The organism is Algoriphagus sp. (assembly GCF_030694375.1).
In the GTDB taxonomy this organism is placed as follows: Bacteria; Bacteroidota; Bacteroidia; order Cytophagales; family Cyclobacteriaceae; genus Algoriphagus.
Genome location: NZ_JAUXYL010000026.1, coordinates 116,827 through 143,664, shown reverse-complemented (window position 1 = coordinate 143,664; position 26,838 = coordinate 116,827). Strand labels below are relative to the sequence as shown.

The 26,838-nt window shown below is 42.2% G+C and carries 21 protein-coding genes; 20 read left to right on the top strand and 1 reads right to left on the bottom strand.

Features of this window, described 5'->3' with window-relative positions:
• Positions 1-4: 4 nt before the first annotated feature.
• The 20 genes from Q8M62_RS10055 to Q8M62_RS09960 all read left to right on the top strand — a co-directional run bounded on the left by Q8M62_RS10055 (position 5) and on the right by Q8M62_RS09960 (position 25,810).
• On the top strand, positions 5-3,085 hold the full coding sequence (locus Q8M62_RS10055; protein ID WP_304902069.1) for a TAT-variant-translocated molybdopterin oxidoreductase: 3,081 nt from the start codon (positions 5-7) through the stop codon (positions 3,083-3,085).
• A gap of 17 nt (positions 3,086-3,102) precedes the next feature.
• Complete coding sequence (nrfD, locus tag Q8M62_RS10050; protein WP_304902068.1) at positions 3,103-4,467, top strand: NrfD/PsrC family molybdoenzyme membrane anchor subunit; 1,365 nt, start codon at positions 3,103-3,105, stop codon at positions 4,465-4,467.
• Positions 4,468-4,469: 2 nt separating this feature from the next.
• A complete protein-coding gene (locus tag Q8M62_RS10045) occupies positions 4,470-5,000 on the top strand; it encodes a DUF3341 domain-containing protein (RefSeq protein WP_304902067.1) in 531 nt (176 codons plus the stop codon).
• A 13-nt stretch (positions 5,001-5,013) separates the two neighbouring features.
• Entirely contained in the window at positions 5,014-5,706 is a 693-nt protein-coding gene (locus Q8M62_RS10040) for a cytochrome c (RefSeq protein ID WP_304902066.1), read from the top strand.
• A gap of 2 nt (positions 5,707-5,708) precedes the next feature.
• On the top strand, positions 5,709-7,004 hold the full coding sequence (locus Q8M62_RS10035; RefSeq protein WP_304902065.1) for a quinol:cytochrome C oxidoreductase: 1,296 nt from the start codon (positions 5,709-5,711) through the stop codon (positions 7,002-7,004).
• Positions 7,005-7,028: 24 nt separating this feature from the next.
• Positions 7,029-8,066: a cytochrome c oxidase subunit II gene (locus Q8M62_RS10030; RefSeq protein ID WP_304902064.1), complete on the top strand. Its 1,038-nt coding sequence runs from the start codon at positions 7,029-7,031 to the stop codon at positions 8,064-8,066.
• Between the two features lie 11 nt (positions 8,067-8,077).
• Positions 8,078-9,958, top strand: a complete 1,881-nt coding sequence (locus Q8M62_RS10025; RefSeq protein ID WP_304902063.1) for a cbb3-type cytochrome c oxidase subunit I — start codon at positions 8,078-8,080, stop codon at positions 9,956-9,958.
• Positions 9,942-11,018, top strand: coding sequence for a heme A synthase (locus Q8M62_RS10020; protein ID WP_304902062.1), 1,077 nt, complete (start codon positions 9,942-9,944; stop codon positions 11,016-11,018). The genes Q8M62_RS10025 and Q8M62_RS10020 overlap by 17 nt, the downstream gene beginning before the upstream one ends.
• Position 11,019: 1 nt before the next feature.
• Entirely contained in the window at positions 11,020-11,925 is a 906-nt protein-coding gene (gene cyoE, locus Q8M62_RS10015) for a heme o synthase (protein WP_304902061.1), read from the top strand.
• A 3-nt stretch (positions 11,926-11,928) separates the two neighbouring features.
• On the top strand, positions 11,929-12,510 hold the full coding sequence (locus Q8M62_RS10010; RefSeq protein ID WP_304902060.1) for a cytochrome c oxidase subunit 3: 582 nt from the start codon (positions 11,929-11,931) through the stop codon (positions 12,508-12,510).
• A 28-nt stretch (positions 12,511-12,538) separates the two neighbouring features.
• Positions 12,539-13,315, top strand: a complete 777-nt coding sequence (locus Q8M62_RS10005; protein WP_304902059.1) for a cytochrome c oxidase subunit 3 — start codon at positions 12,539-12,541, stop codon at positions 13,313-13,315.
• A gap of 21 nt (positions 13,316-13,336) precedes the next feature.
• Positions 13,337-13,666 carry a cytochrome C oxidase subunit IV family protein gene (locus Q8M62_RS10000; RefSeq protein ID WP_304902058.1) on the top strand — a complete coding sequence of 110 codons (330 nt, stop codon included), beginning with the start codon at positions 13,337-13,339 and terminating at the stop codon, positions 13,664-13,666.
• Positions 13,667-14,045: 379 nt separating this feature from the next.
• Entirely contained in the window at positions 14,046-14,714 is a 669-nt protein-coding gene (locus tag Q8M62_RS09995; protein WP_304902057.1) for an SCO family protein, read from the top strand.
• Positions 14,701-15,255, top strand: a complete 555-nt coding sequence (locus Q8M62_RS09990; RefSeq protein ID WP_304902056.1) for a DUF420 domain-containing protein — start codon at positions 14,701-14,703, stop codon at positions 15,253-15,255. The genes Q8M62_RS09995 and Q8M62_RS09990 overlap by 14 nt, the downstream gene beginning before the upstream one ends.
• A gap of 37 nt (positions 15,256-15,292) precedes the next feature.
• Positions 15,293-15,538 carry a hypothetical protein gene (locus Q8M62_RS09985; protein ID WP_304902055.1) on the top strand — a complete coding sequence of 82 codons (246 nt, stop codon included), beginning with the start codon at positions 15,293-15,295 and terminating at the stop codon, positions 15,536-15,538.
• 54 nt (positions 15,539-15,592) lie between these two features.
• Positions 15,593-19,297 carry an ATP-binding protein gene (locus Q8M62_RS09980; RefSeq protein ID WP_304902054.1) on the top strand — a complete coding sequence of 1,235 codons (3,705 nt, stop codon included), beginning with the start codon at positions 15,593-15,595 and terminating at the stop codon, positions 19,295-19,297.
• Positions 19,298-19,342: 45 nt separating this feature from the next.
• A complete protein-coding gene (locus tag Q8M62_RS09975) occupies positions 19,343-22,807 on the top strand; it encodes a hypothetical protein (protein WP_304902053.1) in 3,465 nt (1,154 codons plus the stop codon).
• Positions 22,808-22,870: 63 nt separating this feature from the next.
• On the top strand, positions 22,871-23,575 hold the full coding sequence (locus Q8M62_RS09970) for an SDR family oxidoreductase (protein ID WP_304902052.1): 705 nt from the start codon (positions 22,871-22,873) through the stop codon (positions 23,573-23,575).
• A 3-nt stretch (positions 23,576-23,578) separates the two neighbouring features.
• The gene (ispG, locus tag Q8M62_RS09965; RefSeq protein WP_304902051.1) at positions 23,579-25,561 is read left to right on the top strand and encodes a (E)-4-hydroxy-3-methylbut-2-enyl-diphosphate synthase; all 1,983 of its coding nucleotides are present in this window, start codon (positions 23,579-23,581) and stop codon (positions 25,559-25,561) included.
• Between the two features lie 54 nt (positions 25,562-25,615).
• The gene (locus Q8M62_RS09960; RefSeq protein WP_304902050.1) at positions 25,616-25,810 is read left to right on the top strand and encodes a DUF6728 family protein; all 195 of its coding nucleotides are present in this window, start codon (positions 25,616-25,618) and stop codon (positions 25,808-25,810) included.
• Positions 25,811-25,857: 47 nt separating this feature from the next.
• Here Q8M62_RS09960 and Q8M62_RS09955 read toward each other — a convergent pair whose 3' ends face one another.
• Complete coding sequence (locus tag Q8M62_RS09955; RefSeq protein ID WP_304902049.1) at positions 25,858-26,748, bottom strand: sterol desaturase family protein; 891 nt, start codon at positions 26,746-26,748, stop codon at positions 25,858-25,860.
• Positions 26,749-26,838: the final 90 nt, after the last annotated feature.

The window sequence follows — 26,838 nt, the reverse complement described above, 5'->3', positions numbered from 1 at the left end:
AAAAATGAAGGAAAACAAAAAAACCTACTGGAAAGGGCTCGAGCAACTCAGCAACGATCCGGAGTTTGTAAAGCATGCCGACAAGGAGTTTGCAGAACTCCCAACCATACTAAATGAGGACGGCAGTGCCTCCCGAAGAGATTTTCTCAAAGTAATGGGTTTCAGTTTAGCTGCAGCTTCTTTGGCTGCATGCGAGGCTCCAATCAGAAAGGCAATCCCTTATGTAAATAAGCCGATTGATATCAACCCTTCCATTCCTAATTATTACGCATCAACATTCGCTTCAGGCGGTGACTATGCTGCTGTAGTGGTGAAAACAAGAGAAGGCCGTCCGATCAAAATTGACGGAAATGAGCTTTCTCCAATTAATAAAGGAAAAGTCAATGCCATCGTCGAAGCTTCTGTGCTTTCGCTATACGATAAGCAAAGACTCGCCAATCCTATGATCGGTGGAGCTGTGGCTGAGTGGGCTGCACTTGATACAGAGGTCAAAAGCAAGTTAGCTTCTGCCGGAACTGTCAAGATTGTAGCAAACACCATCCTTTCTCCATCCACGGAAAAAGCGCTTCAGGAATTCGGTGCAGCCTTTGGTGGAGCCGAATTGATCATGTATGATCCGATTTCAAACTTTGGCATTTCAAAAGCTGCAGAAACATTCTATGGCGCTGCTGTTATCCCTTCTTACCATTTCGACAAAGCAAAGACAATTGTCTCCTTTGGCGCGGATTTCTTGGGAACTTGGATTTCGCCGATTGAATTTGCCGGAGCTTACGCAAAAACAAGAAAAATCAGCAAAGAGAAGCCTGAAATGTCCAGGCATTATCAGTTTGAGTCCAATTTGTCCATGACAGGTGCCAATGCTGATTACAGAACTCCAATCAAAGCTTCACAAAGCGGGTTGGCTGTATTGGCATTATATAACGCTATCGCAAGCAAGTCAGGTGCGGCTACCGTTTCTGCTCCCAAAGTAGAAATTGCAAATCTTGACAAAGCTGCTGCTGATCTTTTAGCTTCAAATGGAGCTTCACTTGTCGTTTCTGGATCAAACGATCCAAATGTTCAAATAGTAATCAACGCAATCAATGAATTGCTTGGAAATAACGGTGCAACGGTAGATTTCGCAAATCCTGTTTTCTTCAGAAGAGGAAATGACGAGCGGATGAATCAATTCGTTGGCGAATTAAAAGGCGGACAAGTTGGTGGAGTAATTTTCTACAACTGTAATCCGGTGTATGACCATGCCCGTGGAGCGGAAATCGCTGAAGGTATTGCCAAAGCAAAAGTGAGTATCTCCACAAATGGAACGCTTGATGAGACTTCATCACTTGTTCAAATTGTTGCTCCTGATCATCACTTCTTGGAATCTTGGAATGATTTTCAGCCAAAGCAAGGTCAATTCTCAGTGTCCCAACCAACCATTTCCCCACTTTTTAATACCAGACAAGCTCAGGAATCCTTCTTGATTTGGGCAGGTTCTACGACCAATTACTACGATTACCTTCAGGCAAACTGGAACGCTACTTTGTTTCCTCTTGCGGGTAAGGGTGCGTCTTTCCAGGAATTTTGGGATCAGGCTCTGTTCAACGGAGTTGTATCTGTAGAAACTACTCCAAAAAGTGTATCCGCAATTGGAGATGCCTCTGCGGCAGCCTCAGCTGTTGCACAGACATACAAAGCAGATAATTCCGGTGCCGAATTAGTTATCTATTCTAAAGTAGGTTTAGGAAGCGGTGCTTTTGCCAATAATCCTTGGCTTCAGGAAATGCCTGATCCAATCACAAAGGCAACATGGGATAATTACTTGACTGTATCTCAGAAATGGGCAACGGACAAAGGTGTAACCATGTATGAAGAAAATACTCAAAAAGCTTCCATCACTGTCAACGGAAAATCCCTAATCGTTCCGATTTTGGTTCAGCCGGGTCAGGCAAATGGTACTTTTGGTTTGGCAATAGGCTACGGAAGAACCAAAGCGGGCCGGGTTGCTGATGGAGTCGGGGTTAATGCTTACGATTTGCTGGATGCTTCTAAAGGCTTTGTAAATTTTGACATTACCACTGGCGTTGAGGTAGCTGTAACCGGAGATTCTTATAAAATTGCCCGTACACAGACTCACCAAACTTTCATGGGACGTGAAAACGTCATTCAGGAATCAGTTCTGTCTGCTTATCAGGCAGATGCTTCGGCCGGTCGATATAGACCGAAGATTTATAAGGATGGAGAATTTGTAAAGCCATCTAAATTATCCCTTTGGAAGGGCCATCAATATAGCCAGCACCATTGGGGGCTTGCCATCGACATGAACTCCTGTATTGGTTGCGGTGCATGTACTGTGGCTTGCCAGGTTGAAAACAACGTAGCGGTAGTAGGAAAGCAGGAAGTTCTCAACAGAAGAGAAATGGCTTGGATCCGAATTGACCGTTATTATTCATCTGATGCTTCTGCTGAAGATTTGAAAGGGATGGAAATCGCCGCTGAAAATCCTGAGGTGACTTTCCAGCCGATGATGTGCCAGCAGTGTAACAACGCACCTTGCGAGACGGTCTGTCCTGTAGCGGCTACTACTCACTCTTCTGAAGGTCTGAATCAAATGACTTACAACAGATGTATCGGTACAAGATATTGTGCCAACAACTGTCCGTATAAAGTGCGTCGATTCAACTGGTTCAAATATCATGACAACAAAGACTTCGCAGGAGTGAACATTGCTCAGAACGATGATTTGGGTAAAATGGTATTGAATCCTGATGTCACTGTCCGAGTACGTGGTGTAATGGAAAAATGCTCCATGTGCGTGCAGCGAATTCAGGCCGGTAAACTTACTGCAAAGCGCGAGAAGCGAACCATTCAGGATGGAGAAATCAACATGGCCTGTGCTGTAGCATGCCCTACTGATGCATTGGTGTTCGGAGATATGAATGATCCAAGCAGCAAAGTTTCCAAGCTTTTAAAGATTGAAGAGAATACTTCAGCCTTGAAGGAAGTGGGTGAAGAGCGAGCTTACCATGTGTTGGAAGAGATCAACGTTAGCCCTAACGTTTGGTATTTTACCAAGATCAGAAATAAAGAGAAAAACGAAGCGTAATCATAATTTTATAAACTATGCAGGTTACTTCATCCGTACGCCAACCGTTAGTTACCGGAGGTAAAACCTACCATGATGTGACACATGATGTGTCACGCCAGGTAGAGGGAAAGCCTTCCATGCTTTGGTTTTTGGCTTTCCTTACAGCAGCCGGAGTTTTGGCACTTGGATCAATTGCCCTCATTGCCACGCTCTGGGAAGGGATTGGAATGTGGGGTCTTAATAAAACTGTAGGCTGGGCTTGGGATATCACCAATTTCGTGTGGTGGGTCGGTATTGGTCACGCCGGTACTTTGATTTCAGCGGTATTGTTGCTTTTCAGACAAAAATGGAGAACATCCATCAACCGCGCGGCGGAAGCGATGACGATTTTCGCCGTAATCTGTGCCGCGATGTTCCCAGTGATACACATGGGCCGTCCTTGGTTAGGCGCCTATTGGGCACTCCCGCTTCCAAACACTTTCGGTTCACTTTGGGTAAACTTTAATTCACCACTCCTGTGGGACGTGTTTGCGATTTCTACTTACTTCTCGGTATCTCTTGTTTTCTGGTATATCGGTTTGATTCCTGATTTTGCTACCATTCGAGATAGAGCTACCGGACTTAGAAAAACCATTTATGGGGCACTTTCATTTGGTTGGGATGGCGCTGCGAAGACTTGGATGCGTTATGAATCTGTTTCATTAATTCTAGCAGGATTGGCCACACCACTTGTACTTTCTGTACACACGATTGTATCCTTTGACTTTGCCACTTCGGTGATTCCAGGCTGGCACACCACGATCTTCCCTCCATACTTTGTTGCCGGAGCTATTTTCTCAGGTTTTGCAATGGTATTGACGTTGATGATTGTCACGAGAAAGGTTTTCAAGTTGGAAGATTACATCACAATTGGACACATTGAATTGATGAATATCGTGATCATCATCACCGGATCCATTGTAGGTATCGCATATATCACTGAATTCTTCATCGCTTGGTATTCCGGCGTAGAGGCCGAACAATATGCGTTCATCAACCGTGCTACCGGACCTTACTGGTGGGCTTATTGGTCAATGATGACTTGTAATGTGATTTCCCCTCAGCTTTTCTGGATCAAAAAAATCAGAACATCCATTGTAGCCACGTTCATTCTGTCGATCGTAGTTAATATCGGAATGTGGTTTGAGCGATTCGTGATTATTGTAACCTCCCTTCATCGAGATTACCTTCCTTCTTCATGGGCGATGTTTTACCCAACATGGGCTGATGTGGGAGTTTACCTCTTTACATTTGGCTTGTTTTTTACCTTGTTCTTCCTTTTTGCGAAGTTCTTCCCGGTAATCAACATGGCGGAAGTAAAGGCTGTATTGAAATCTTCATCTGAAAAAGTGGAAAAATAATCATGGAAAGAGACACACATTTTATTTTGGGAGTGTACGAGGATGAGGACGTATTGCTCCATGCAGTAGAAAAAGTCAGAAGTAATGGAGTTAAAATCCATGAAGTATATACTCCATACCCAATTCATGGGCTTGAGGATGTACTTGGCTACAAAAGAAGCCGCCTTCCAATAGCCGCCTTCCTTTTTGGAATGTTAGGGACCACATTGGCGATGACGATGCAATTCTACATGATGAGCTTCGATTGGCCGATGATTATTGGAGGTAAAGATTACGCTGCATTCCCTGATTTTATTCCCGTCGGATTTGAGATGACAGTTCTTTTGGCTGCTTTCGGTATGGTGGGAGTCTTTATGATCAGTTCTAATTTGAAGCCCTGGGCTCAGCCTAGAATATTTGATATTAGATCTACTGATGATAAGCACATTATGGCTATCGATATTGCCAATAACAGTGCAATGGATTTGGAAAGGATTAAAGAAATCTTGAAATCATCCGGCGCTACTGAGATTAATAATAAAAGTTTTGAATAGAAAATCCGGATATATGAAAATTGCAAATGCATTAATTTTCGGAGGTTCTGCACTGGTTATTTCACTATTGGGCGGATGTAAAGCCGGTGGTGAAAACCCGGGGCTTGAATATGCACCTCAGATGTATCATTCCATTGCTTACGAACCTTTGTCTCAGATTAAAGATGAGTCTCAAGGTGGCTGGCTATCTACTCGTGAAGACGGTAAGGGGGAATATTATAATTCCAATGAAAATAACCCGCACGGAATGAACATGCGTGAACCAGTGGCTAACACGGTTCCAAGAAACAAACAAGGGTATCTTCCTTATCGATTGAAGGCTTTTGAATTGGAGCAAGCAGCTTTGATTAAAAATCCGGTTAAATCTTCTGATCCAATCTTGAAAGATGGAGAAGCGCTTTACCTCCAGTATTGCAATGCTTGTCATGGCAAAGGTGGAGAGGGTGACGGAAAAGCAGGAGAAGTAATTGGTGGAGTTGCCAATCTAAAAGGCGGTGCTTACGTCAATCTCCCAGAAGGCCATATTTTCCATGTGATCACAAAAGGAAAAGGAAGAATGGGCGCTCACGGTTCTCAGATTCCTGAAGAAAGCAGATGGAAAATCGTTCACTATGTTAAACAAGTTATCCAAGGTCAAGCTACAGCAGCCGCTCCTGCAGCGGAAGTAGATTCTACCACGGTGGCACAAGTAACCCCAGCTAACTAATCATGGCTCATCACGGCGAACAACATTATAATTTGGAGCAGCGATTTGATTTCACTGCAGCTACGAAGAAGTCCATCATGACCGTTTTGGTCATTGGTGCAGTCATCTTGGGCCTTGGTATTGTCCTAGCTATGACCGGTGGAGGTCATGATGAGGCAGGCGAAGCCGGAGGACATGCGTTTCACTGGTACGAACGTTTGTATGCCAACCTTTGGATTAACAATGTGTATTTTACCGGTATTGCAATAGTAGGAGTATTCTTCTTTGCCATTCAATATGCTGCCCAGGCAGGTTGGTCCACACCGCTTTTGAGAGTAATGCTATCCTTTGGATATTGGCTCCCTTTTGCAGGTATATTAATGGTGGCTACTTTCTTCCTTGCAAATCATGACCTGTTTCACTGGACTCATTCCTATCTTTTCGATAAGAATGACCCGCAGTATGACAGCATCATCGATGGAAAGGGAGCATTCTTTTTCTGGCCGATGGCAAAAGGAACATTCCCAATCTTCTTTATTGTGAGAATGGTTCTTTTCTTTGGACTATGGGTATTTTTCTTTAAAAAGTTTCAACAGATAAGTGATCAAGAAGATCAATTGGGAGGTAATTCCTATTGGTTTAAGATGAGAAGCTGGTCAGCTTTCTTCTTAATTTTCTTTGCAGTTTCATCCTCTATCTCTGCATGGGATTGGGTAATGTCCATTGACACGCACTGGTTCTCGACTTTATTTGGATGGTATGTATTTGCTTCATGGTTCGTTGCAGGACTTTGTGCAATTACGCTGTTGACCATATTTCTTAAAGGAAAAGGTTATTTGGAAATGGTCAATCAAAATCATATCCATGACATGGGTAAGTTTATATTCGGTTTCTCAATCTTCTGGACTTACCTCTGGTTTTCTCAGTTTTTGTTGATCTATTATGCCAACATACCTGAAGAATCAGTTTACTTTATTGAGAGATTGACGAGTGACGTGTATGGACCGTTCATTTTCGTAAACATCGGTCTAAACTTCTTCCTTCCCTTCCTTGTTCTTATGACTAGAGATGCGAAAAGACATGGAGTGTTTCTTAAGTTGGTTTGTAGTATCCTTTTGGTTGGTCACTGGATAGATTTCTTCCTGATGGTTCAGCCGGGTACTTTGGGACATAATGGAGGTATCGGGCTAATGGAGGTTGGAATGTTCCTTGTCTATGGTTCAGGGGTGGCGTTGGTAGTGTTAGGAGGCCTGGCTAAGAAAAACCTGATTGCTAAAAATCATCCAATGCTTGAAGAAAGCTATCATCATCACATTTAATTAATTATCCGAAAAAACTAAAATATGTACGGATTTCTGATTGGAGTAGGGGTTTTATTGTTATTGTCCATAATCTGGATGGTTTACAGAATTCAGACCTTGGTTTCTGTTGTAAAGGGTTCTGATAAGAAGATTGCATCAGGAAGTAATAAAGTCAATGCGATTTTATTTGTATTATTTCTTGTGGGTACCACCATTTTGATGTTTTGGTACTCTATTAAGGAGTTTAAAAATTATCAACTTCCAGTAGCTTCAGAGCATGGAGTTGTTACCGATCAATTGTTTTGGATAACCATGGCAGTTACCGGAATTGTATTCCTGATCACACACGTTTTGCTCTTTGTCTTCCCATACAAATACCAGTACAAGGAAGATCGAAAAGCAACTTTCTACCCTGATAACAATAAGCTTGAAATCATTTGGACTATTGTACCCGGTGTGGTTTTAGCTGGTTTGGTCATTTCAGGTTGGATGGCTTGGTCAGATATCACTGCTCCTGCGCCTGAAAAAGCTCATGTAGTAGAAATTATGGGTTACCAGTTTGCTTGGGAGATAAGATATCCAGGTCAGGATAATGTATTGGGAGATTATGATTATCGATTGATCACTGCTTCAAACTCGCACGGAGTTGATTTCACAGACAAAAATTCAATTGATGATTTTCCTTCTTCTAAAGTTGTAATTCCTAAAGGTGAGCCTGTGCTTTTCAAAATTAGAGCACGTGATGTACTTCATTCCGTTTTTGCTCCTCACATGAGATTGAAAATGGATGCTGTACCGGGCATGCCAACTCGTTTTTGGTTTGTTCCTACAAAGACAACTGAAGAAATGAGGGCTGAATTAAATGATCCTGAATTTGAATATGAAATTGCCTGTACGGAAGTATGTGGTCGTGGACATTTCTCCATGAGAAAGGTGATAGAAGTGGTAGAGCCAGAGGCTTACCAAAAGTGGTTGGTAGAACAGAAAACTTTCATTCAGCAGAATCCTGCCTTGGCGGAGAATCTAAATGCTGAAACGAAAGAACTTGCGGAGATTCAAATTAGTAAAAGCAAAAAATAAAATTATAGGTTATGGCTACAGCAACTGTTGCACATCATGACGAGGCAGCTCACGAACACCACGAGCATCATGATAATTTTATAACAAAATATATTTTCACCCAAGATCATAAAATGATCGGTAAGCAGTTCCTGATTACCGGTATGTTTTGGGCGATCATCGGTGGATTTCTTTCGATTCTTTTCAGGTTACAGTTAGGTTTCCCTGAAATGAGTATGGAATTTCTTCGCCCTCTTTTGGGTGGTTGGATTGATGAATCAGGTGCATTGGATCCCAATTTTTACCTTGCTTTGGTTACCATGCATGGTACCATCATGGTATTCTTTGTATTGACTGCAGGTTTGAGTGGTACCTTTTCGAATTATCTGATTCCGCTTCAAATCGGTGCCCGTGACATGGCTTCCGGCTTCATGAATATGCTTTCCTACTGGTTCTTCTTCCTTTCCGGTGTGATCATGTTCATCTCCCTGTTTATCAAAACTGGTCCTGCCGGTGGAGGATGGGTGGTTTATCCGCCGCTTTCCGCTTTAGAACAAGCTATTCCCGGCTCAGGATTGGGTATGACTTTGTGGTTGATTGCAATGACATTTTTCATTGCATCCTCACTTCTTGGAGGAATCAACTACATTACTACAGTAATTAACCTGAGAACGAAAGGAATGTCTTTCTCAAGACTTCCGCTCACAATTTGGGCCTTCTTCCTAACGGCTGTCATTGGTCTTCTTTCTTTCCCTGTTTTGTTCGCTGCAGCTTTGTTGTTAGTGTTTGACAGAAGCTTTGGGACTTCCTTCTATTTGTCTGATATCTACATCGGTGGAGAAGCTTTACCAAATACTGGCGGTAGCCCAGTCCTTTACCAGCACTTATTCTGGTTTCTAGGTCACCCTGAAGTATATATTGTATTGCTTCCAGCTTTGGGTATTACCTCTGAGGTAATTGCCACCAATTCCAGAAAGCCAATCTTTGGATACAAAGCGATGATTATTTCCATGTTGGGAATTACGATTCTTTCATTCATTGTGTGGGCTCACCACATGTTTGTGTCTGGTATGAATCCTTTCTTGGGTTCGATCTTCATGTTCTTGACTTTGATCATTGCGGTACCTTCAGCTGTAAAAGTATTTAATTACCTGACCACACTCTGGAGAGGTAATCTGATCTTTACACCGGCAATGTTATTTTCCATCGGCTTGGTATCGTTCTTTATCTCCGGTGGATTGACAGGTATTTTCCTTGGCAACTCAGCGATTGATATTCAATTGCATGATACATACTTTGTGGTAGCTCACTTTCACTTAGTAATGGGATCTGCATCGTTCTTCGGTTTGATGGCTGGTGTATATCATTGGTTCCCTAAGATGTTTGGAAGAATGATGGATGCAAAGTTGGGATACATTCACTTCTGGCTGACATTCACTGGGGTGTATCTTGTCTTTTTCCCAATGCACTACATCGGTATAGCTGGTTTCCCTAGAAGATATTATTCTTGGACGAACTTCAACTTCGCAGACATGTACACTGATCTCAATATGTTTGTATCGGTTGCAGCAATTATCACGTTTGCAGCACAATTTATCTTCATATTCAATTTCTTCTACAGCATGTATAGAGGTAGAAAAGCTACTTTGAATCCTTGGAGATCTAACACATTGGAGTGGACAACTCCGCTTTATCCAGGACATGGTAACTGGCCAGGAGAAATTCCAACAGTATATCGTTGGCCTTATGATTACTCAAAGCCTGGTGCTGCTGAGGATTTTATCCCGCAAACTGTTCCTCTTTCTGCAACTCCGGAGTCCAATCTTCCTCATGAGCAGGAATTGGTCGCACTCGAAATGGAGATCATGAAAGATGAATCGGAGGTTCTGGTAGCTAATGAATCCAAGCACTAAAAAAGCAATAGACAGCTTTAGGAGCGTTTCTACGTTCACGGTTATCGCTGTTTATTTTCTGATACTGGTTGGAGGGATAGTTCGAAGTACAGGCTCTGGAATGGGTTGTCCCGATTGGCCAAAATGTTTTGGGAGTGTGATTCCGCCTACAAGCGTGGATCAGCTCCCAAAAAATTATCAAGAAATTTATCTTGATCAACGAATTGCTAAAAACGAACGGTTTGTAGCGACACTTGAAAAACTCGGATTTAAAAATGCAGCTAATAAAATCGCAAATGATAAATCCATTCTAATTGAAGAAGAGTTCAATGCCACCAAAACGTGGATCGAGTATCTTAATCGATTATTGGGTGTTGTCATAGGACTAATGATTCTTCTGACGGTTTGGAAGTCTTTCCAGCTTTGGAGAATTGACAGGTGGATACCGATTTATGCTGTGGTTTCGCTGGTTCTAGTGCTGTTTACAGGTTGGATAGGTTCGATTGTCGTCTCAACCAATTTGTTGACTTGGATGATTACCTTTCACATGCTGCTTGCCTTGGCTTTGGTAGCTGTGCTTCTTTACATCAGACACCGATCTGAACGATTACAAAGCAAAGGTGGTGTTTTCATGGATGTGCCTTCCAAGGTTCAATGGGTTTTGATTATCGGTACGGTATTGATGCTATTTCAGGTAGTACTTGGAACACAGGTCAGAGAACAAATTGATCAAATTTCTTCATCACTTGGAGATATGCTAAGAGGGGAGTGGGTCGATAGAGTTGGACTTAAATTCCTGATTCATCGCTCCTTTTCACTTGTCCTACTTGGAATTCACATCTTGTATTTCTTTTGGGCATTTCGATATACTGTAAGAAATTCAAAAGTAAACCTCTGGTCACAAGTGCTGATGCTGGTTTTGCTGTTAGAAATTGGTTCCGGTATGGGAATGGCTTATTTCGGAATTCCGGCTTTTCTTCAGCCAATTCACTTATTACTCGGGTCTTTACTATTGGGGATTCAATTTACTTTGATACTTCAATTAAGAGACCATATTCAATTTAAGCTAAACACTAATTGAAATGGGGACAGTTAATGCAGCTGACCAATCTATAGTTTCTTTGATTCTTTACAGGATTAAAGCTTATTCTGATCTTATTAAGCTGAGGCTATCAGCCTTAGTGACTTTCTCGGCTGTTTTCGGGTATATACTTGGCGATAGAGGAGTTAGTTTTGGTTGGACGGGCTTTGTAGGCCTTGCCTTGGGGGGATTTCTGATTTCCGGAGCCTCTGGAGCTGCCAACGAAATTATGGAGCGGGATCTGGACAAGTTAATGAAGCGAACTCAAAATCGTCCGCTTCCACTTCAGATTATTTCACTTCAGGAAGCTTATTGGTTTACTTCCCTAGTTGCTATTCTTGGAATTTCTCTCCTTTGGATCTTTACTAATCCATTGACTACCTGGCTTGGAATACTAAGTATGGTGTTGTATGTATTTGTATACACACCTTTGAAAAGAGTGGGTCCTATTGCTGTTTTTGTTGGAGCGATACCTGGTGCTATGCCTCCTTTATTGGGTTGGACAGCAGCGACCGGATCCATTTCCTATGAAGCGCTTATCATTTTCGGGATCCAGTTTATATGGCAGTTTCCCCATTTCTGGGCGATCGCCTGGGTAAGTGATGAGGATTACAAACGAGCAGGTTTTAAACTTCTCCCGAGTGGGGGAGGTCAGGATTTGAACACTGCCATCCAAATCATGATCTATACGCTATTTCTACTTCCATTGGGATTACTGCCAAGTTATTTTGGGCTTACAGGTTTGAATTCAGGTATTGTCGCAACTGTTTGTGGTGTCCTGTTTTTAGCTCAGACATTCAATTTGATGAGAGATTGCTCCAGAAAGTCTGCTTTGAAAATTATGTTTGGTTCATTTCTTTATTTACCTATAGTGCAGATCGCTTACCTTCTCGATAAAATGCCTTAATCCATGGAAAAAGAACTGAAATATGTAGATATGGTCGAGCAGCCCATTTCCATGCACCCAAAGAAATTTGCGCTTTGGTTGTTTATGGTATCGGTTGTAATGGTCTTTGCGGGATTGACGAGTGCCTATATCGTAAGACAGGCTGAAGGAAATTGGTTGGAATATGATCTTCCGGAAATTTTCTGGATTACGTCTGGCATTGCACTTTTAAGCAGTTTTACCCTTCATTGGGCGTATTTCTCTGCTAAAAAAGACAATTTTTTGAATCTTAAAATTGGAATGGGTTTAACCGTCCTTCTTGGAATAGCATTTCTGATAGGTCAGTGGTATAGTTGGGTTGCAATGGTAGATCGCGAAGTGTTCTTTGTTGGCAATCCATCCGGCTCATTTTTATATGTTTTTACGGGTCTTCATGCTGCACACCTGATCAGCGGTGTGATATTTCTGATTATTGTATTAATTTCGACACTCAGATTGCAAGTGCACTCCAAGGCAATGGATGTGATGGAAATGGCCACCACATATTGGCATTTCTTAGGAGGCTTGTGGTTATATCTGTTTATGTTTTTGCTTCTTAATCATTAAATAAAAACCTGGTACAAATCAATAATTTATGTCTGCGCATTCTACTGTTATTGGAGTAAGCTCGAAAAGAGGCGTTTGGGGAGGAGGAAATGAACCCCTGAAAGCAAGCTATGGAAAACTCATGATGTGGTTTTTCCTGCTTTCCGATATTTTCACTTTTGCTGCATTTTTGATCACCTATGTTGCAACTCGAGTAACCTATCCGGCCTATGAGGGGCCTGCAACTGAGTTTGTTGGATCAAATGAATATTGGCCTGTGCCAGAGCTTGTCTTTGAGGCACTACCGTTTCTTCACGGAGTCCATGCGCCGTTGATCTTTGTGGGTATTATGACTTTCATTTTGATTGCCAGTTCTGTCACTATGGTATTGGCTGTAGAAGCAGGTCATCGGAATGATCGAAATGATGTGGTTAAATGGATGCTCTGGACCTTACTTGGAGGTATTACCTTCCTTAGCTGTCAGGCTTGGGAGTGGAATCACTTCATTCATGGAACTGAAAGTGGAACGGTTTTGACCTACATTAATTCATTGAGTCAAAATGTAACCGAAACTGTATATGGAGCCAATCTTGTTGTCAATGAATATGGTCCGGCTTCTTTTGCTCAATTATTTTTCTTTATAACAGGATTTCACGGATTTCACGTGACCATAGGAGTATTTTTGCTTTTCCTTTGTTTTTACCAAGCAGCAGTGGGTGTGTATGATAAGCGTGGACACTATGAGATGGTAGAAAAAATCGGACTTTATTGGCACTTTGTAGATCTTGTATGGGTATTCGTGTTTACGTTGTTCTATCTGATTTAAGCATTTAAAATTCTTCGAAATATGGAAATTCAAGAAAACAAATCGACACTTATAGTTGAAACCCGCGACGAGCAAAAGATTAAGAAAATCTGGAAAACAGCTTTCATTCTTCTTGCGATCACAGTGGTAGAATTTATTATGGCTTTCACTATGGATAGAGGAATCATCCTTTATTTCTTGTTTATCGCGCTGACTGTGTGGAAAGCCAAATACATCATGATGGAATTTATGCACCTCGGAGATGAGGTTAAGCCTTTGTTCTATTCAATTATTGTCCCGCTTATATTCTTGGTGTGGCTAGTGATTGCATTGGTAAAGGAAGGCTCTGACATCTTCTTGATGCGTTGGTAGAAATCCAGAAAAATATAAAAAATGGCAGGTTGGAGTGAATCACTTCAACCTGTTTTTTTGTTAAAAAATCAGCATCAAACCGGGCCTGTCTTCCTCAGCTATGGCTGCCGGCAGGTTTGGCCTTTAAAAAACAAAAAATAAACACATGAAATCGAGCCTGTCTGCTACAGGCAGGCATGACGATAACGTCACACACTGGCATGATTATCCACCATGCGAGATTCCATCTGACCTATTGAAACAAATTATAAACAGATGAAATCGAGCCTGTCTGCTACAGGCAGGCATGACCCAAAGCGTCACACACTGGGATGCCCCGAGCTATCGGGGAATTCATGCGAAGATTCCATCTGATCACTGAAAAACAAATTATAAACACATGAAAGGATTGCGAATATTACAGGGAATGGTGTTGGTCTGCATATTACTGATTCCTGTCTTGGTGTTTCTGTTTTTAAGAAGCTTTGGTACCAATTCGTATGATCTCCCTATTTTTTTTGAAAAGGGTGTGGATAATCCTTTTCTTGAATGCCCGGTCACCGATACCACCCAGCATTTTATACCTGATTTTACTTTTACCAATCAGGATGGAATTGCTGTAGGCAAGGCAGAAATGGAAGGGAAAATCACGATTGTCGATTTCTTTTTCACATCATGTCCGAGCATCTGTCCGGTCATGTCCAAAGAAATGGAACGTGTCAATGATATGTTTAGAGATGAACCCAATGTTCAAATTATGTCCATCAGTATCGACCCGGAATTTGATACTCCGACTATTTTAAAGACTTACGCCACGGAACACGGAGCGATCAGCGGAAAATGGCATTTTCTTTCAGGCCCAAAAGATGAAACTTATCAGCTAGCTCGATGTGGTTTTATAATTCCCACACTTGATGGAAATGGAGTGCCCGATGACTTTGTTCATAGCGACAAATTTATCTTAGTGGATGAATTAGGAAGAATTAGAGGCTATTACAGCGGAACAAATAGGGAAGATGTTGACTTATTGATGTTAGAAACAAAAGTCTTATTACATGCAAGCAAATAAAAGTTTAACGCTTCAGGAAGAAGCAAAAGTTAAAAATTGGATTATTGGGATATCCATTGCGATTCCCTTGGCAGTAGCAGTCTTACTGTTTATGCCTACTAAGATTACGGCTTTGGGTGACTGGGTCTATTTTCTGCCTCACCTCAATGCAGTAATCAATTCGGCGGCTTCAGTGGCACTGATAGTAGGGTTGATTTTTATCAAACAAAAAAAATACACCTATCATGGGGCAACGATGACCGTTGCGTTCATTTTGGGGGCTATATTCCTCGTCTCTTATGTAATCTATCACGGTGCAGCGGAAAGCACTAGGTTCGGAGGAGAGGGATTCATTCGTACGGTTTACTACTTCCTGTTGATTACCCACATCATTTTGGCAGCAGTAGCACTGTTCCCGATTTTATTTGCCTACTATTATGGATATACTGATCAGCGTGATAAACACCGTAAAGTGGTTAAATTTGCTTATCCGATCTGGTTGTATGTGTCAGTCACAGGTGTGATTGTTTACTTAATGATCAGTCCGTATTATGTGAATTGATCTTGAAAGGAATCAATAAATCTTAACCCTGAATACCATGAAAATTAAATTTCTGATTCTGACTATTTTCTTTTTTGGAATTCAACTGGTGAGCTTTGCACAGTGTGCGATGTGTAGAGCTTCCGTAGAAAATAACGTCTCCAACGGTGACACCAGCATTGGTGCCGGGCTGAACAGTGGCATTTTATACCTCTTTGTAATGCCATACCTTTTGGCGGCGGTGATCGGCTATTTATGGTATAAATCAGCCAAAAAGAAAAAAGCAAAACTCTCACTTAGATAAGAGATCCAAAGGCAAAGTTTGATACCAGACTTTGCTTTTTTATTTTTAGCATAAATGAGCCTCAAAACCCGAAGGCTGGTCATCTTGATCAGCGTAATTTCTCTTCTCTTCGTTCTGATTTTAAACTTTTTCGTTTTGCAGAAAAGCGAAGAGGAGAAATATTTTGAGTCCATCCAAACTAAAATTCATAAGGTAAACTCCCAGTTTGACGAGGATTTTATCCGTGTTTTGATGGATGTAAGACCTGAGGACTCCATTACTTTTGAACATGTCAGTAATCCGAATCATAGCCATCCTTTTTTCCTTTTAAACACTTCGGGAAAACTCCTTTTTTGGTCTGATTTCACTACCACCCTTGATTTCTCATCCTTAGACTTTAATCAAGAATTCCAGCTACTTGAAGATCCATTTGGAACTTTCTTTGTCAAAATCAGAAAAATCAAGCGAGCTACCACTGACTACTACCTCGTTCATGCCTTGCGACTGATTTGGCCTGGATCGATTGAAAATGATTACCTTAAAACCGGTCCGAATCCTGATTTTTTCGGAAATGATCGATTTCAACTTTTTGAAAATCCTGCAGACGGAACTTTTCAGGTAAGTTCAATTACAGGAAAGCCAATTTTTGGAATAAGTTTTCAAGTAGGTTATGAACCGGTGGGTAGAGTTTCCAATACACCCCTGCTGATTTTTATCTGCTCCATATTTTTGCTCTACTTTATTTTAAGCTTTGACTTTTTAAGAAAAAAATGGAAAAACGGCTACCCTTGGCAGACGATAGGCTATGGTTTTTTGATCTTGTTTACCATTAGAATTTCCATGCTTTTGCTTGATTTTCCGGGTGAATTCTTTGAAACCTCACTGTTTGATCCGGCGAATTATGCTTCTTCCTGGTTGAATCCAAGTTTAGGGGATTTGTTTTTCAATACCCTTTGTCTCGGATTTATATTGGGTTTGATCATTTTTCAATTTGCCTCTAAGAAGGCCTTTCAACAGGTGGTAATCTTAAAAAATGACAAGAAATTTCGACTGGCTTTGATTTTTTCTCTGCTTATGAGTACAGTTTTTTTTAGCCTAATGTGGTTTCTTCCCAGGGATTTGATCTTCAATTCTCAATGGGTATTGGACATCCGGTCTATTCCAACATTTGACCTATTCAAAGGCTTGAGCATTTTGATTTTGTTTTTGTGGGGATCAGTGTATGTGTTACTGTCGTTAAACTTATTCAGCTTATTGCTTAGTGTCAAAAAAGAGAAGCAGATTTATTACCGATACTTGAGCGTATTTGGTTTTCCGCTTCTTCTTGTTGCGGGGTATTACAGTTTTTGGTTAGGAGTCGCGGGGTTGATTCATTTGTTTTTCCTTTTTAGCATCATTCGTTTTGAACTTTATCAAAATGTCTTCAGGTTGGGACTGGATACATTCTTGACATTCTTCTACGCTTGCTTAGTCACCGCAGGGATAATCGGAGTCAGTACTTTTCAATCAGAAAGGGAGCGACTTATACTTTCCAAAACAAGATTTGCAAATCAAAACCTGATTGAAAACGATGTAATGACGGAATTTTTCCTTGGAGATATTTTTTCCAGGGTGAAAAGTGACCTTTTCATCCTTAACAGGATGGCTGACCCATTACTTTCCAAAGATCCTATAGAAACTAAAATCCGAAAGATTTATCTGGATAATTACTTCGATCAATTTGAAGTTGTCATCCGTATTTTCTCGGCTTCAGGACAGCAAATTCAAGGGCCTCCGGAAGGACAGGACCTGAAGTCATTGCGTCAGCAATATGTCAAAAGTGACTTTGCTACAGGTGTCCGTGATCTTTATTTTATCCGTGGAAAAGAAACTACTGCCAGTAATAAATTCGTGGCATTCATTCCGGTGTTGCGAGAAGATAATTTGCAGGGAACCCTTTATCTGGAGTTAAATCAGTTGCGGATACAGCCGGGTAGTGTCTATCCCAAACTCTTGTTGGATCGAAAATATGCCGAAAAGCTAGATCCCTTAAATTATGATTATGCAGTTTTGAGAGACAAAGAATTGCTCCGCAGTTCCGGTACTTTCAATTATAATCAAACTGATTTCCTGAATATTCTGGATCGTAACCAGATCTTTCAAAGTGGGATTCTAGTTCAGGGTTTTCATCATTTCGGACTGAAAAATGGAGAAGAGGTCATTATTCTCTCTTCCCCCACGATTTCTATTTCCCAGTTTTTTGGAAATATTTCCCTCTTTTTTGTGGCGTTTGTGTTTTTGACGTTTCTGGCTATTTTACTCAATACCCTTTTCAAAGGATATCGAAACTTCGAGTTCAATTATTCCACCAAGCTCCAGCTATACCTCAATTTTGCCTTCTTTTTTCCCATCATTATTATTTCCATAATTACGATAGGCCTCTTGGGAGGAAGCTATAAGGACGACCTCAACAGGCAATACATCGAAAAGGCGAGATTGATCCGAAGTAATCTTGGTGTATTCTTCAACAACCAAAACCCCGCAAGTGTCGACCGGGATCTACTCAATGAGGAAATCAATACCCTGGCAAATACCATTGCAAGTGATATTCATCTCTACACACCGAATGGTTACCTTGAGTCGTCCAACAGATCGAATATTTTTGATAAAAAAATTCTGGGTCCCTGGATCAATCCTTTAGCGATGTCAGGGATTATGGAAAAAAATCAAATCCAACTCCTGGCAGATGAAAAAATCGGCAAGCTAAAGTATCAGACCGTCTATCTGGCGGTACCCTCCCAGATCGATCAGTCCAATATCGGCATTTTGGCAGTGCCCTTCTTCGAGTCCGAGACCGAGCTCAATTCTTTGATTTCCGTCGTATTGAGTAATATCTTCAATGCTTTCGTAGTTATTTTTATTCTCTTTTTGATTGTTTCATCCTTTGTTTCAAAAAATCTGACTCTTCCGTTTAAGTTGCTCACCCAAAAACTCAAAGCGACCAATCTTGAAAATAACGAGCCGATGTATTGGGGCTCAAAGGATGAAATCGGACTGTTGGTCAATGAATACAATAACATGCTTTTCAAATTGGAAGCCAGTAAAAAAGTACTCGCTTCCACGGAAAAGGAGTCCGCTTGGCGGGAAATGGCCAAGCAGGTAGCGCATGAAATCAAAAACCCGCTCACTCCGATGAAATTGACTTTGCAGCATTTGCTTCGGTTGGATCAAGAAGGAAAGCTCGATGATCAGCAAAAACTTCGAAAATCACTGGAGACCTTGATTCACCAAGTGGATGCGCTCAGTGGGATAGCTTCTTCTTTTTCGACTTTTGCTAAAATGCCATTGCCAAAAAATGAGCTGATGAACTTCAAGACTGTTTTGATGCAGGTCTTGGAATTGTTTAAAAATGACAAGCGTGTGAAGATTGATTTTTTGGATGATTCTTACACTGAGGAAATCATCATCATGGGAGATGATAAGCTTTTTGGTCGGGTGATTGCCAATCTTATCATCAATGGGATTCAAGCAATGGAACAGGGGAAATTTCCTCACATCAAAATCTGGCTTTGGATGACAGAACAGTCGGTTTTTCTGGAGATCGCTGACAATGGTAAAGGGATTCCTCAGGAACTGAAGGATAAAATTTTCATCCCCAATTTCAGCACTAAATCTACGGGTTCGGGACTTGGATTGGCTATCGCCAAAAGTGGGGTGGAGACAGCAGGTGGAAAGATTTGGTTTGAAACCGAGGTGGGAAAAGGGACAACCTTCTACCTTACATTTCCTTTGGTCGAATAGTTTTGGCTTTTTAGTACATTGAAAGAAAAAGGGCCGAATGAACTGATGCGTGTTTGGATAGCTTCCTTGGTTTTGTTTTTTGGGTTGAGTTGGACTGTTCAAGCTCAGGAAAAATGTCGCTGGTTTCCTGCCGATAATTTTGAAAAGCCCGCCGTATTGGACTCCCTTTCTGCGATTGAAGCAAGCATTCTTGTCAATGATAAAAACGGGAATTCGTATCCTTTTCGCTATAATCTTTCAGATCGCACCCTTCAAGTCACTTTTGACCCAAGTTCGAAGCCTGACTCCATTCGGGTTTGCTATCGGACATTGACCATCAGACTGGATCGGACTTTTGCAAAACGAACCTTGGCTGAGGATTATGACTCTACGGCAATTTTTAAGGATAATCGAGTACAGACTGTTCCTGGCTTTGACATACGAGAGGAACTTTTTCCAAGTACAAATTTGTACAAAACCGGAAGTCTGACACGAGGAGTTTCGTTTGGTAATACGCAGAATGTTTTTGTGAATTCTGCGTTGAACCTTCAATTGGAAGGAGATATTGGGGAAAATCTTAAAATCCGTGCCAGCATCACCGATCAAAATGTTCCTTTCCAGCCGGAGGGGAATACCCAGCAAATTCAGGATTTTGACAACGTGCTGATCGAGCTGTATAATGATGATTTCAGTCTGGCGGCAGGTGATGTAGTCCTGCAGCAGCGGCAATCTGAATTTCTCCGATACTACAAAAATGTGCAGGGCCTTCAGTTTACCTCCAAATACAAACTGAAAAAAGGCTGGGAGGCAAGTTCTCAGGGTTTTGCTTCAGTGGCTAAAGGAAAGTTTGCTTCCATCCAATTGCCCATTCTTGAAGGGGTGCTTGGGCCGTATCGTGTAAGCGGCCCAAACAATGAGCGCTTCGTCATCATTATGGCAAATTCCGAGCGGGTATTTCTGGATGGCCGGCAGCTTCAGCGGGGTTTCAATGCGGACTATGTGATAGATTATAACCAAGCCGAAATCACCTTTACACCCAAAGTCCTCATTACCCAATATTCCCGCGTTCGAGTCGATTTTGAATTTGCGGAGCGAAATTATTCCCGATCCATTCTTGGGGCTAATCATCTTCAGACCAATGGAAAAGTAGATTTTTATCTCAATTATTATCAGGAAAAAGACAATCGAAACCGACCGCTTTTCACGGAGTTTACCCAAGCGGAACAAGCACTTTTGGCCGCTGTTGGGGATAATATTGAAAATGCGGTAATTCCAAGAATCGACTCAGTCGCCTTTGATCCTACCCGGATATTATATGAAAAGGTAACCGAGGTGGATGTTTTTGGGAATTCGGTGATTTACTACCGCTACTCGACCAATCCTGAGTTGGCCAATTTTGCTTTGGCGTTTTCTTTGGTTGGTGCAAATCAGGGGGATTACAGAAGAACTTCGCAACTTTCCAACGGGACGGTCTTTGAATATGTCCCTAGGGTGAGCGGTCAGCCTCAGGGAGATTATTCCATATTGACACAACTTCCCGCTCCTGACAGCAAACGGATGACCACTGCCGGAAGCAGAGTTAAGTTGGGGGAATTTGAAAAGGTGTATACAGAAGTGGCGCTTTCGTCCACCGATAAAAATCTCTTTTCAACTACTGATGATGGGAACAATCAAGGCTTGGGATGGAAAATAGGCCTTCAGTCAGAAAACCGTGAATTGAGTCTTCTCAAAGGGTATCGATTCAGGGGCTTGACTGAGTTTGAGTATAATTCGACCAACTTCCAGTTTATTGACCGCTTCAGATACATTGAATTTGATCGGGATTGGGGGCTTTCACCTGAAATTTTGAAAAACCCGGCTGCCGAACGTTTTTTCCTGACTCAGGTCGGTTTGGAGAAGGACTCCAAAAACGCCTTCAACTACAAGCTTTACCTCAGAAATCGGGAAAATGTACTCAGCGGTTCCCAGCACACTGCAAACTGGAATACTGAAATCGGAAAACGGCTACTGTTGCGCCAGGAGTTTTTCAGCCTGAAAAGTGATCAGGATTCCCTGACTTCGGATTGGACTCGCTATCTGGGAAATGTGAGCTTCCAATCCAAAATTCTGGTTCCGGGATATCAGTTTTCTCTGGATCGTAATGCATTCAAAAATACCGAGACTGACTCTGTGTTGAGTACAGCAATGAACTTCAAGGAACATTTGCTCTACCTGCGCAGTAATGACACCCTGAGCTATTCATTTTTGGTAGATGCGGCCTGGAGAGAGGATAAAGCTCCGGTAGGAGGAAGGCTGGTGGATGATACACGGGGATTTACCTCCAATTTCACCTTTCGTAAGCAGTGGACCCAGCATAATCTATCCAGTACCTTTACCTATCGGGAATTGGAATTTTTACAGCGGGATTTACCCTCTGAATTGACCGTCATGGGAAAAGTAGATTATTCCGGAAGTTTGGGGAAAAATCTCATCCGAAATGAAGTCAGCTATGCCATCGGAAATGGTCGGGAGCTTCAACGTGAATTTGTCTACCTGCCCGCACCAAATGGAGACGGCACGCATACTTGGCGGGATGACAACGGTGACGGAATTCAGCAATTGAATGAATTTTACATTGCAATCAATCCTGAAGAGAAGCAGTACATCAAAATCTTCGTCCCCACAGATACCTACGTCCAGGCTTACACGAGCTTGCTCAATTACCGCATTCAGGCACGTTTTCCCGAGACATGGAAAGAGGCAGGGGGAGTACGGGCCTTTCTGCACAGATTTTCAAACACCTCCAGCCTAAGTGTGGAGAAAAAAGTGACTTCGGATGACTTTGGAGACCGGATCAATCCATTCATCGGTTCGATAGATCGGGATCAGATTCTTTCACTCCGGCAGATCATTCGGACAAGTTTCTTTTTCAACCGGGCATCAGCCAAATATGGTTTTGACCTTTCGCTCTTTGATTCTCAACTGAAACAATTGCTCTCCGGAGGTTTTGAGGATCAGATTCAGCAAGACTGGAAGCTCAATACCCGATACAATTTCAATTCAGTGCTGACGCTGAGAGTTCTGGGAAGCACAGGGAACAGAACCTCTGCTTCTGACTTTCTGGAAAACCGAAATTACACCATCCTTCAGTCGACCCTAGGACCGGAATTGGCTTGGCAGCCAAGTCCTTTTTTCAGAACCACGGGTTCTTATTCTTTCACAGGGAAAGAAAACACCCAAAACATGGAGTATGAGGAAAAAGCCTCAACCCATCAAGTGGGACTCGATATGCGCTATGCGAAAGCGATTAAGACGACCTTATCGGGCAATCTTCGCTTGATCCAAATCAACTACAACGGGGAAGTCAATTCTCCGGTGGGCTACGAAATGCTCCAAGCTTTGACAACTGGCACCAATTTGACTTGGTCACTCAACTGGCTTCAGAAAATCGGCGAAGGTCTTCAACTCAATTTGGTCTATGAAGGAAGGAATTCCCAAGGGCTTGCGCGGACTGTGCATGTGGGGAGAATGCAAGTCTCCGCACTGTTTTGATAAATTAATGTAACTTTGCCAGCTCTAGATAGTTGTCATACTAACTATTAAAACACGAACAAAATGAGCAAAAGTATCCTCGTCACAGGAGGCACCAAAGGTATCGGCAGAGCAATTATTGAACGCTTCGCGAAGGAGGGATTCGATATTTATACCTGTGCCCGGAATGAGAAAGAGTTGGTGTCACTGAAAGCTCATTTGGAGGAAAATTTCCCGGGAATTAAGGTTTTGGCTCTTCCGGCTGACCTTTCTAAAAAAGAGGAAGTTGCAGTTTTTTCGACGGCGGTGAAAGCAATCGGTTTGCCTGATGTACTGGTCAATAATACTGGTATTTTTCTGCCGGGAGCACTCCATAATGAACCGGAGGGGAATTTTGAGTTCATGATGCATACCAATCTATTTTCTGCCTATTACCTTACCCGGGCTTTTGTCAATGAAATGATTGAGCGAAGGTCCGGTCATATTTTCAGTATGGGCTCGATCGCGGGATTGACTGCCTATCCCAACGGAGGAACTTATGCCGTCACCAAATGGGCAATGCTTGGTATGACCAAATGTCTGCGCGAAGAACTAAAACCTCATCAAATTAAAGTAACTTCCATTCTTCCCGGCGCTACTTACACAGCGAGTTGGGAAGGAGTGGATTTGCCGATCGATCGGTTTATTCGTGCCGAAGATGTGGCAGAGAGCGTATGGGGCGCATATAACCTTTCCCCTCAAACTGTTGTTGAAGAAATAATAATCCGCCCCCAACTAGGAGATCTATAAGCTATGGAGTCATTGATCAAATCCCTCGATTCCCTGTATTGCGACAGCTTGACGCAGTATTCCCGAAGGAAAACCATCCCCGTCCGAGTCGGTGACATCACCATCGGTGGTGATAATCATATTGTAGTGCAATCCATGACCACGATTGACACCATGGATACCATGGGATCTGTGGAGCAGTCCATTCGTATGATCGAGTCAGGGTGCGAATTGGTGCGCATCACTGCTCCTAGTATCAAGGAGGCGGAAAATTTGAGAAATATTAAGGCCGAGCTTCGCAAAAGAGGCTATCAGACACCACTTGTAGCAGATATTCATTTTACCCCCAATGCTGCTGAGTTGGCAGCAAGGATTGTGGAGAAAGTCCGGATCAATCCGGGGAACTACGCCGACAAAAAGAAATTTGAAGTCATTGATTATACTGATGCGAGCTATGCGGAAGAGTTGGATCGAATAAGGGATCGCTTTTTGCCGTTGGTGAAAATCTGTAAAGAAAACGGTACAGCAATGCGGATTGGCACTAACCATGGTTCGCTTTCTGATCGAATCATGAGTCGCTATGGGGACACTCCATTGGGAATGGTGGAATCAGCCTTGGAATTTTTAAGAATATGTGAGAATGAAAATTACCATGACATCGTCATTTCGATGAAGTCATCCAATACGCAGGTGATGGTGCAAGCCTACCGGCTTTTGGTGCAAAAGTTAAATGATGGTGGATTCAAACCGTATCCGCTGCACTTGGGTGTGACAGAAGCTGGTGAGGCCGAAGATGGAAGAATCAAATCAGCGGTGGGAATTGGGACCTTGCTTGAAGATGGCTTGGGAGATACGGTTCGCGTGTCGCTTACCGAAGATCCTGAATTCGAAGCCCCCGTAGCCAAAGCTTTGATTGATCGCTATGCATTTAGATCAAGGCATGCTCCAATCGCCGAAATCCGAAATTATCCAATCACTCCCTTTGAATACAACAAACGGCATGTAGCCGAGGTCTATAACTTCGGAGGGCATAATGTGCCCCGCGTCATTTCCGATATTTCGAGAATCGAAAAAGTTACCGATCGGGAAATGAAAACTGTGGGCCATTTCTATTTGCCGGAACTTGACAAGTGGAAAATGAACGATCAGGGATCTGATTTTGTCTATACGGGGTTGAATCCTATTCCATTTATGTTGCCAAACGGAATGAAGGAAATCCAAAACCTGTCAGTTTGGGAAAAGTCAATTGATCCGGTTAATAAATTCCCGCTATTCAGACTTGAGGAATACAAATCAGCGGAAAGATTCCATTCGGAATTGAATTTTCTGGAGATATCAGACGAGGAAATTGAGACCGCTATTGCTGTTTTGACTGGAAGGAAAGATACAGTTCTAATCCTGAAAACTGCTAATACGCACTCCATGCCTGCGTTGCGAAGGGCCTTTGTGAGTCTGTTGGAGGCCAATTCTGAAATCCCGGTGGTACTTAAAGTAGCCTACCCCGATCAGTCAGCTGACGCTACTACACTGTATGCTGCTACGGACGTGGGAGGTTTGCTGATCGATGGATTAGGCGATGGAATTATGATTTCACTGGAAAAAGAAGCCGAACATACCCGTCAGGAGGTCTTGGATCAGATCAAATTGCACAACTCCGTGAGTTTTGGTGTGCTTCAGGCAGCCCGAACCCGCATGTCTAAAACTGAATATATTTCCTGTCCCTCCTGTGGTAGAACACTCTTTGATCTGCAGGAAACCACGGCTATGATCCGCAAGCGGACTGACCACCTGAAAGGGGTGAAAATCGGTATCATGGGATGCATTGTCAATGGACCCGGTGAAATGGCCGATGCAGACTATGGCTATGTAGGTTCGGGAAAAGGCAAAATCACACTCTATAAGGGAAAGGAAGTCATGAAGAAGTCGGTCCCCTCAGAAAAAGCCGTCGACGAACTGATTAACATCATCAAGGAAGATGGCATGTGGAATGAACCGGAGGTGATTTAAAAAAAAATAAACTTATCCCTTACTCAATCTGTTAATCCTTCAAAGTCAGAAATCATGTCAGAAAACAGCAAAGTCAAAGAATTCTTCAAGTTGGGTGAGGTGGGCAACTATTTTCTGAATGTTTTCAAAAAGCCTGATCCGAACAAAACGACAAACTTCAACTTAAGGATGATGCATGGAATCAACAAAATTTCCATCATTGTTTTCCTTTTCGCTGTCATTGTTTGGACGATCAAGAGATTTATCTAATTGAAAATCTCCTTTCCAACACATAAAGTTCAAGGCTGATTTTTTAATCAGCTTTTATTTTTTCCAAAAATTCTATGAAAGGGCTCTATGGTTTGCCCTACAAAATCCTCAGGAAAATGCTCTACATCCGGTAGACCGACCGGGAGATTTTCATCATCAGAAGGCCAGTAGTTTGTCCGGAAAATAAAATCCCAAATGCTGAGCGTTATCCCATAATTGAATCCATTTGGATGCGATTCAGGTAGATTTCGTGCATGGTGCCAAAGGTGCATCTGTGGTCCGTTCAGGATGTATTTGAAAGGGCCCAAAGGGATTTTCAGGTTAGCATGTCCGATTTGTCCAGTGACCAAAGTGAACATATGCACTATGAAAAAGTCAGTAATTCCTACTCCGATCATAGCCAAAGGCAGATATTCTAAGGTTCGATAGATTACATTTTCCATCCAATGGTACCGCAGAAGCGCAGCAAAGCCCATTTCCCTCGTGCTATGGTGAACTTTGTGAAATTCCCACATCCAGCCTACATGATGGTACATTCGGTGGATGTTCCACTGCATGAAGTCTCTTACGACAAAAATGAGGATAATTTTGGCCCAGAATGGCCAAGATTCGATATTAATAGCCACCAAATTGGTGATGCCGAAAAGGCCGAGGAAATCATTGAAAAGTTCGACTGCCACCATAGACAGGGCATTGTAGGCGATCAAGGCAAATAGGAAGTAGTTCCAAAACAGGTAAAACAAATCCATCCAAAAATCCTGTCTGATGGCAGGCTGATCTTTTCTCCAGGGGAAAAGCACTTCCAAAATCCAAATCAGCAACGAAGCACCGACTAGCCAGTAGAAGTAATTGTGCCATCCCGGATTTATAATTTCATTATAAAGGTAATTGGCATAGCCATAGTAGCCATCCACAATTGCCTTGAAGTATTTTTCCATTAGTCAAATATCGAAAATCATAATCTAAACCACTTCTTAAACCAGCTTGTTTGCGATTACATTTTTTGGAGGACTTTTATTTTCTAACTT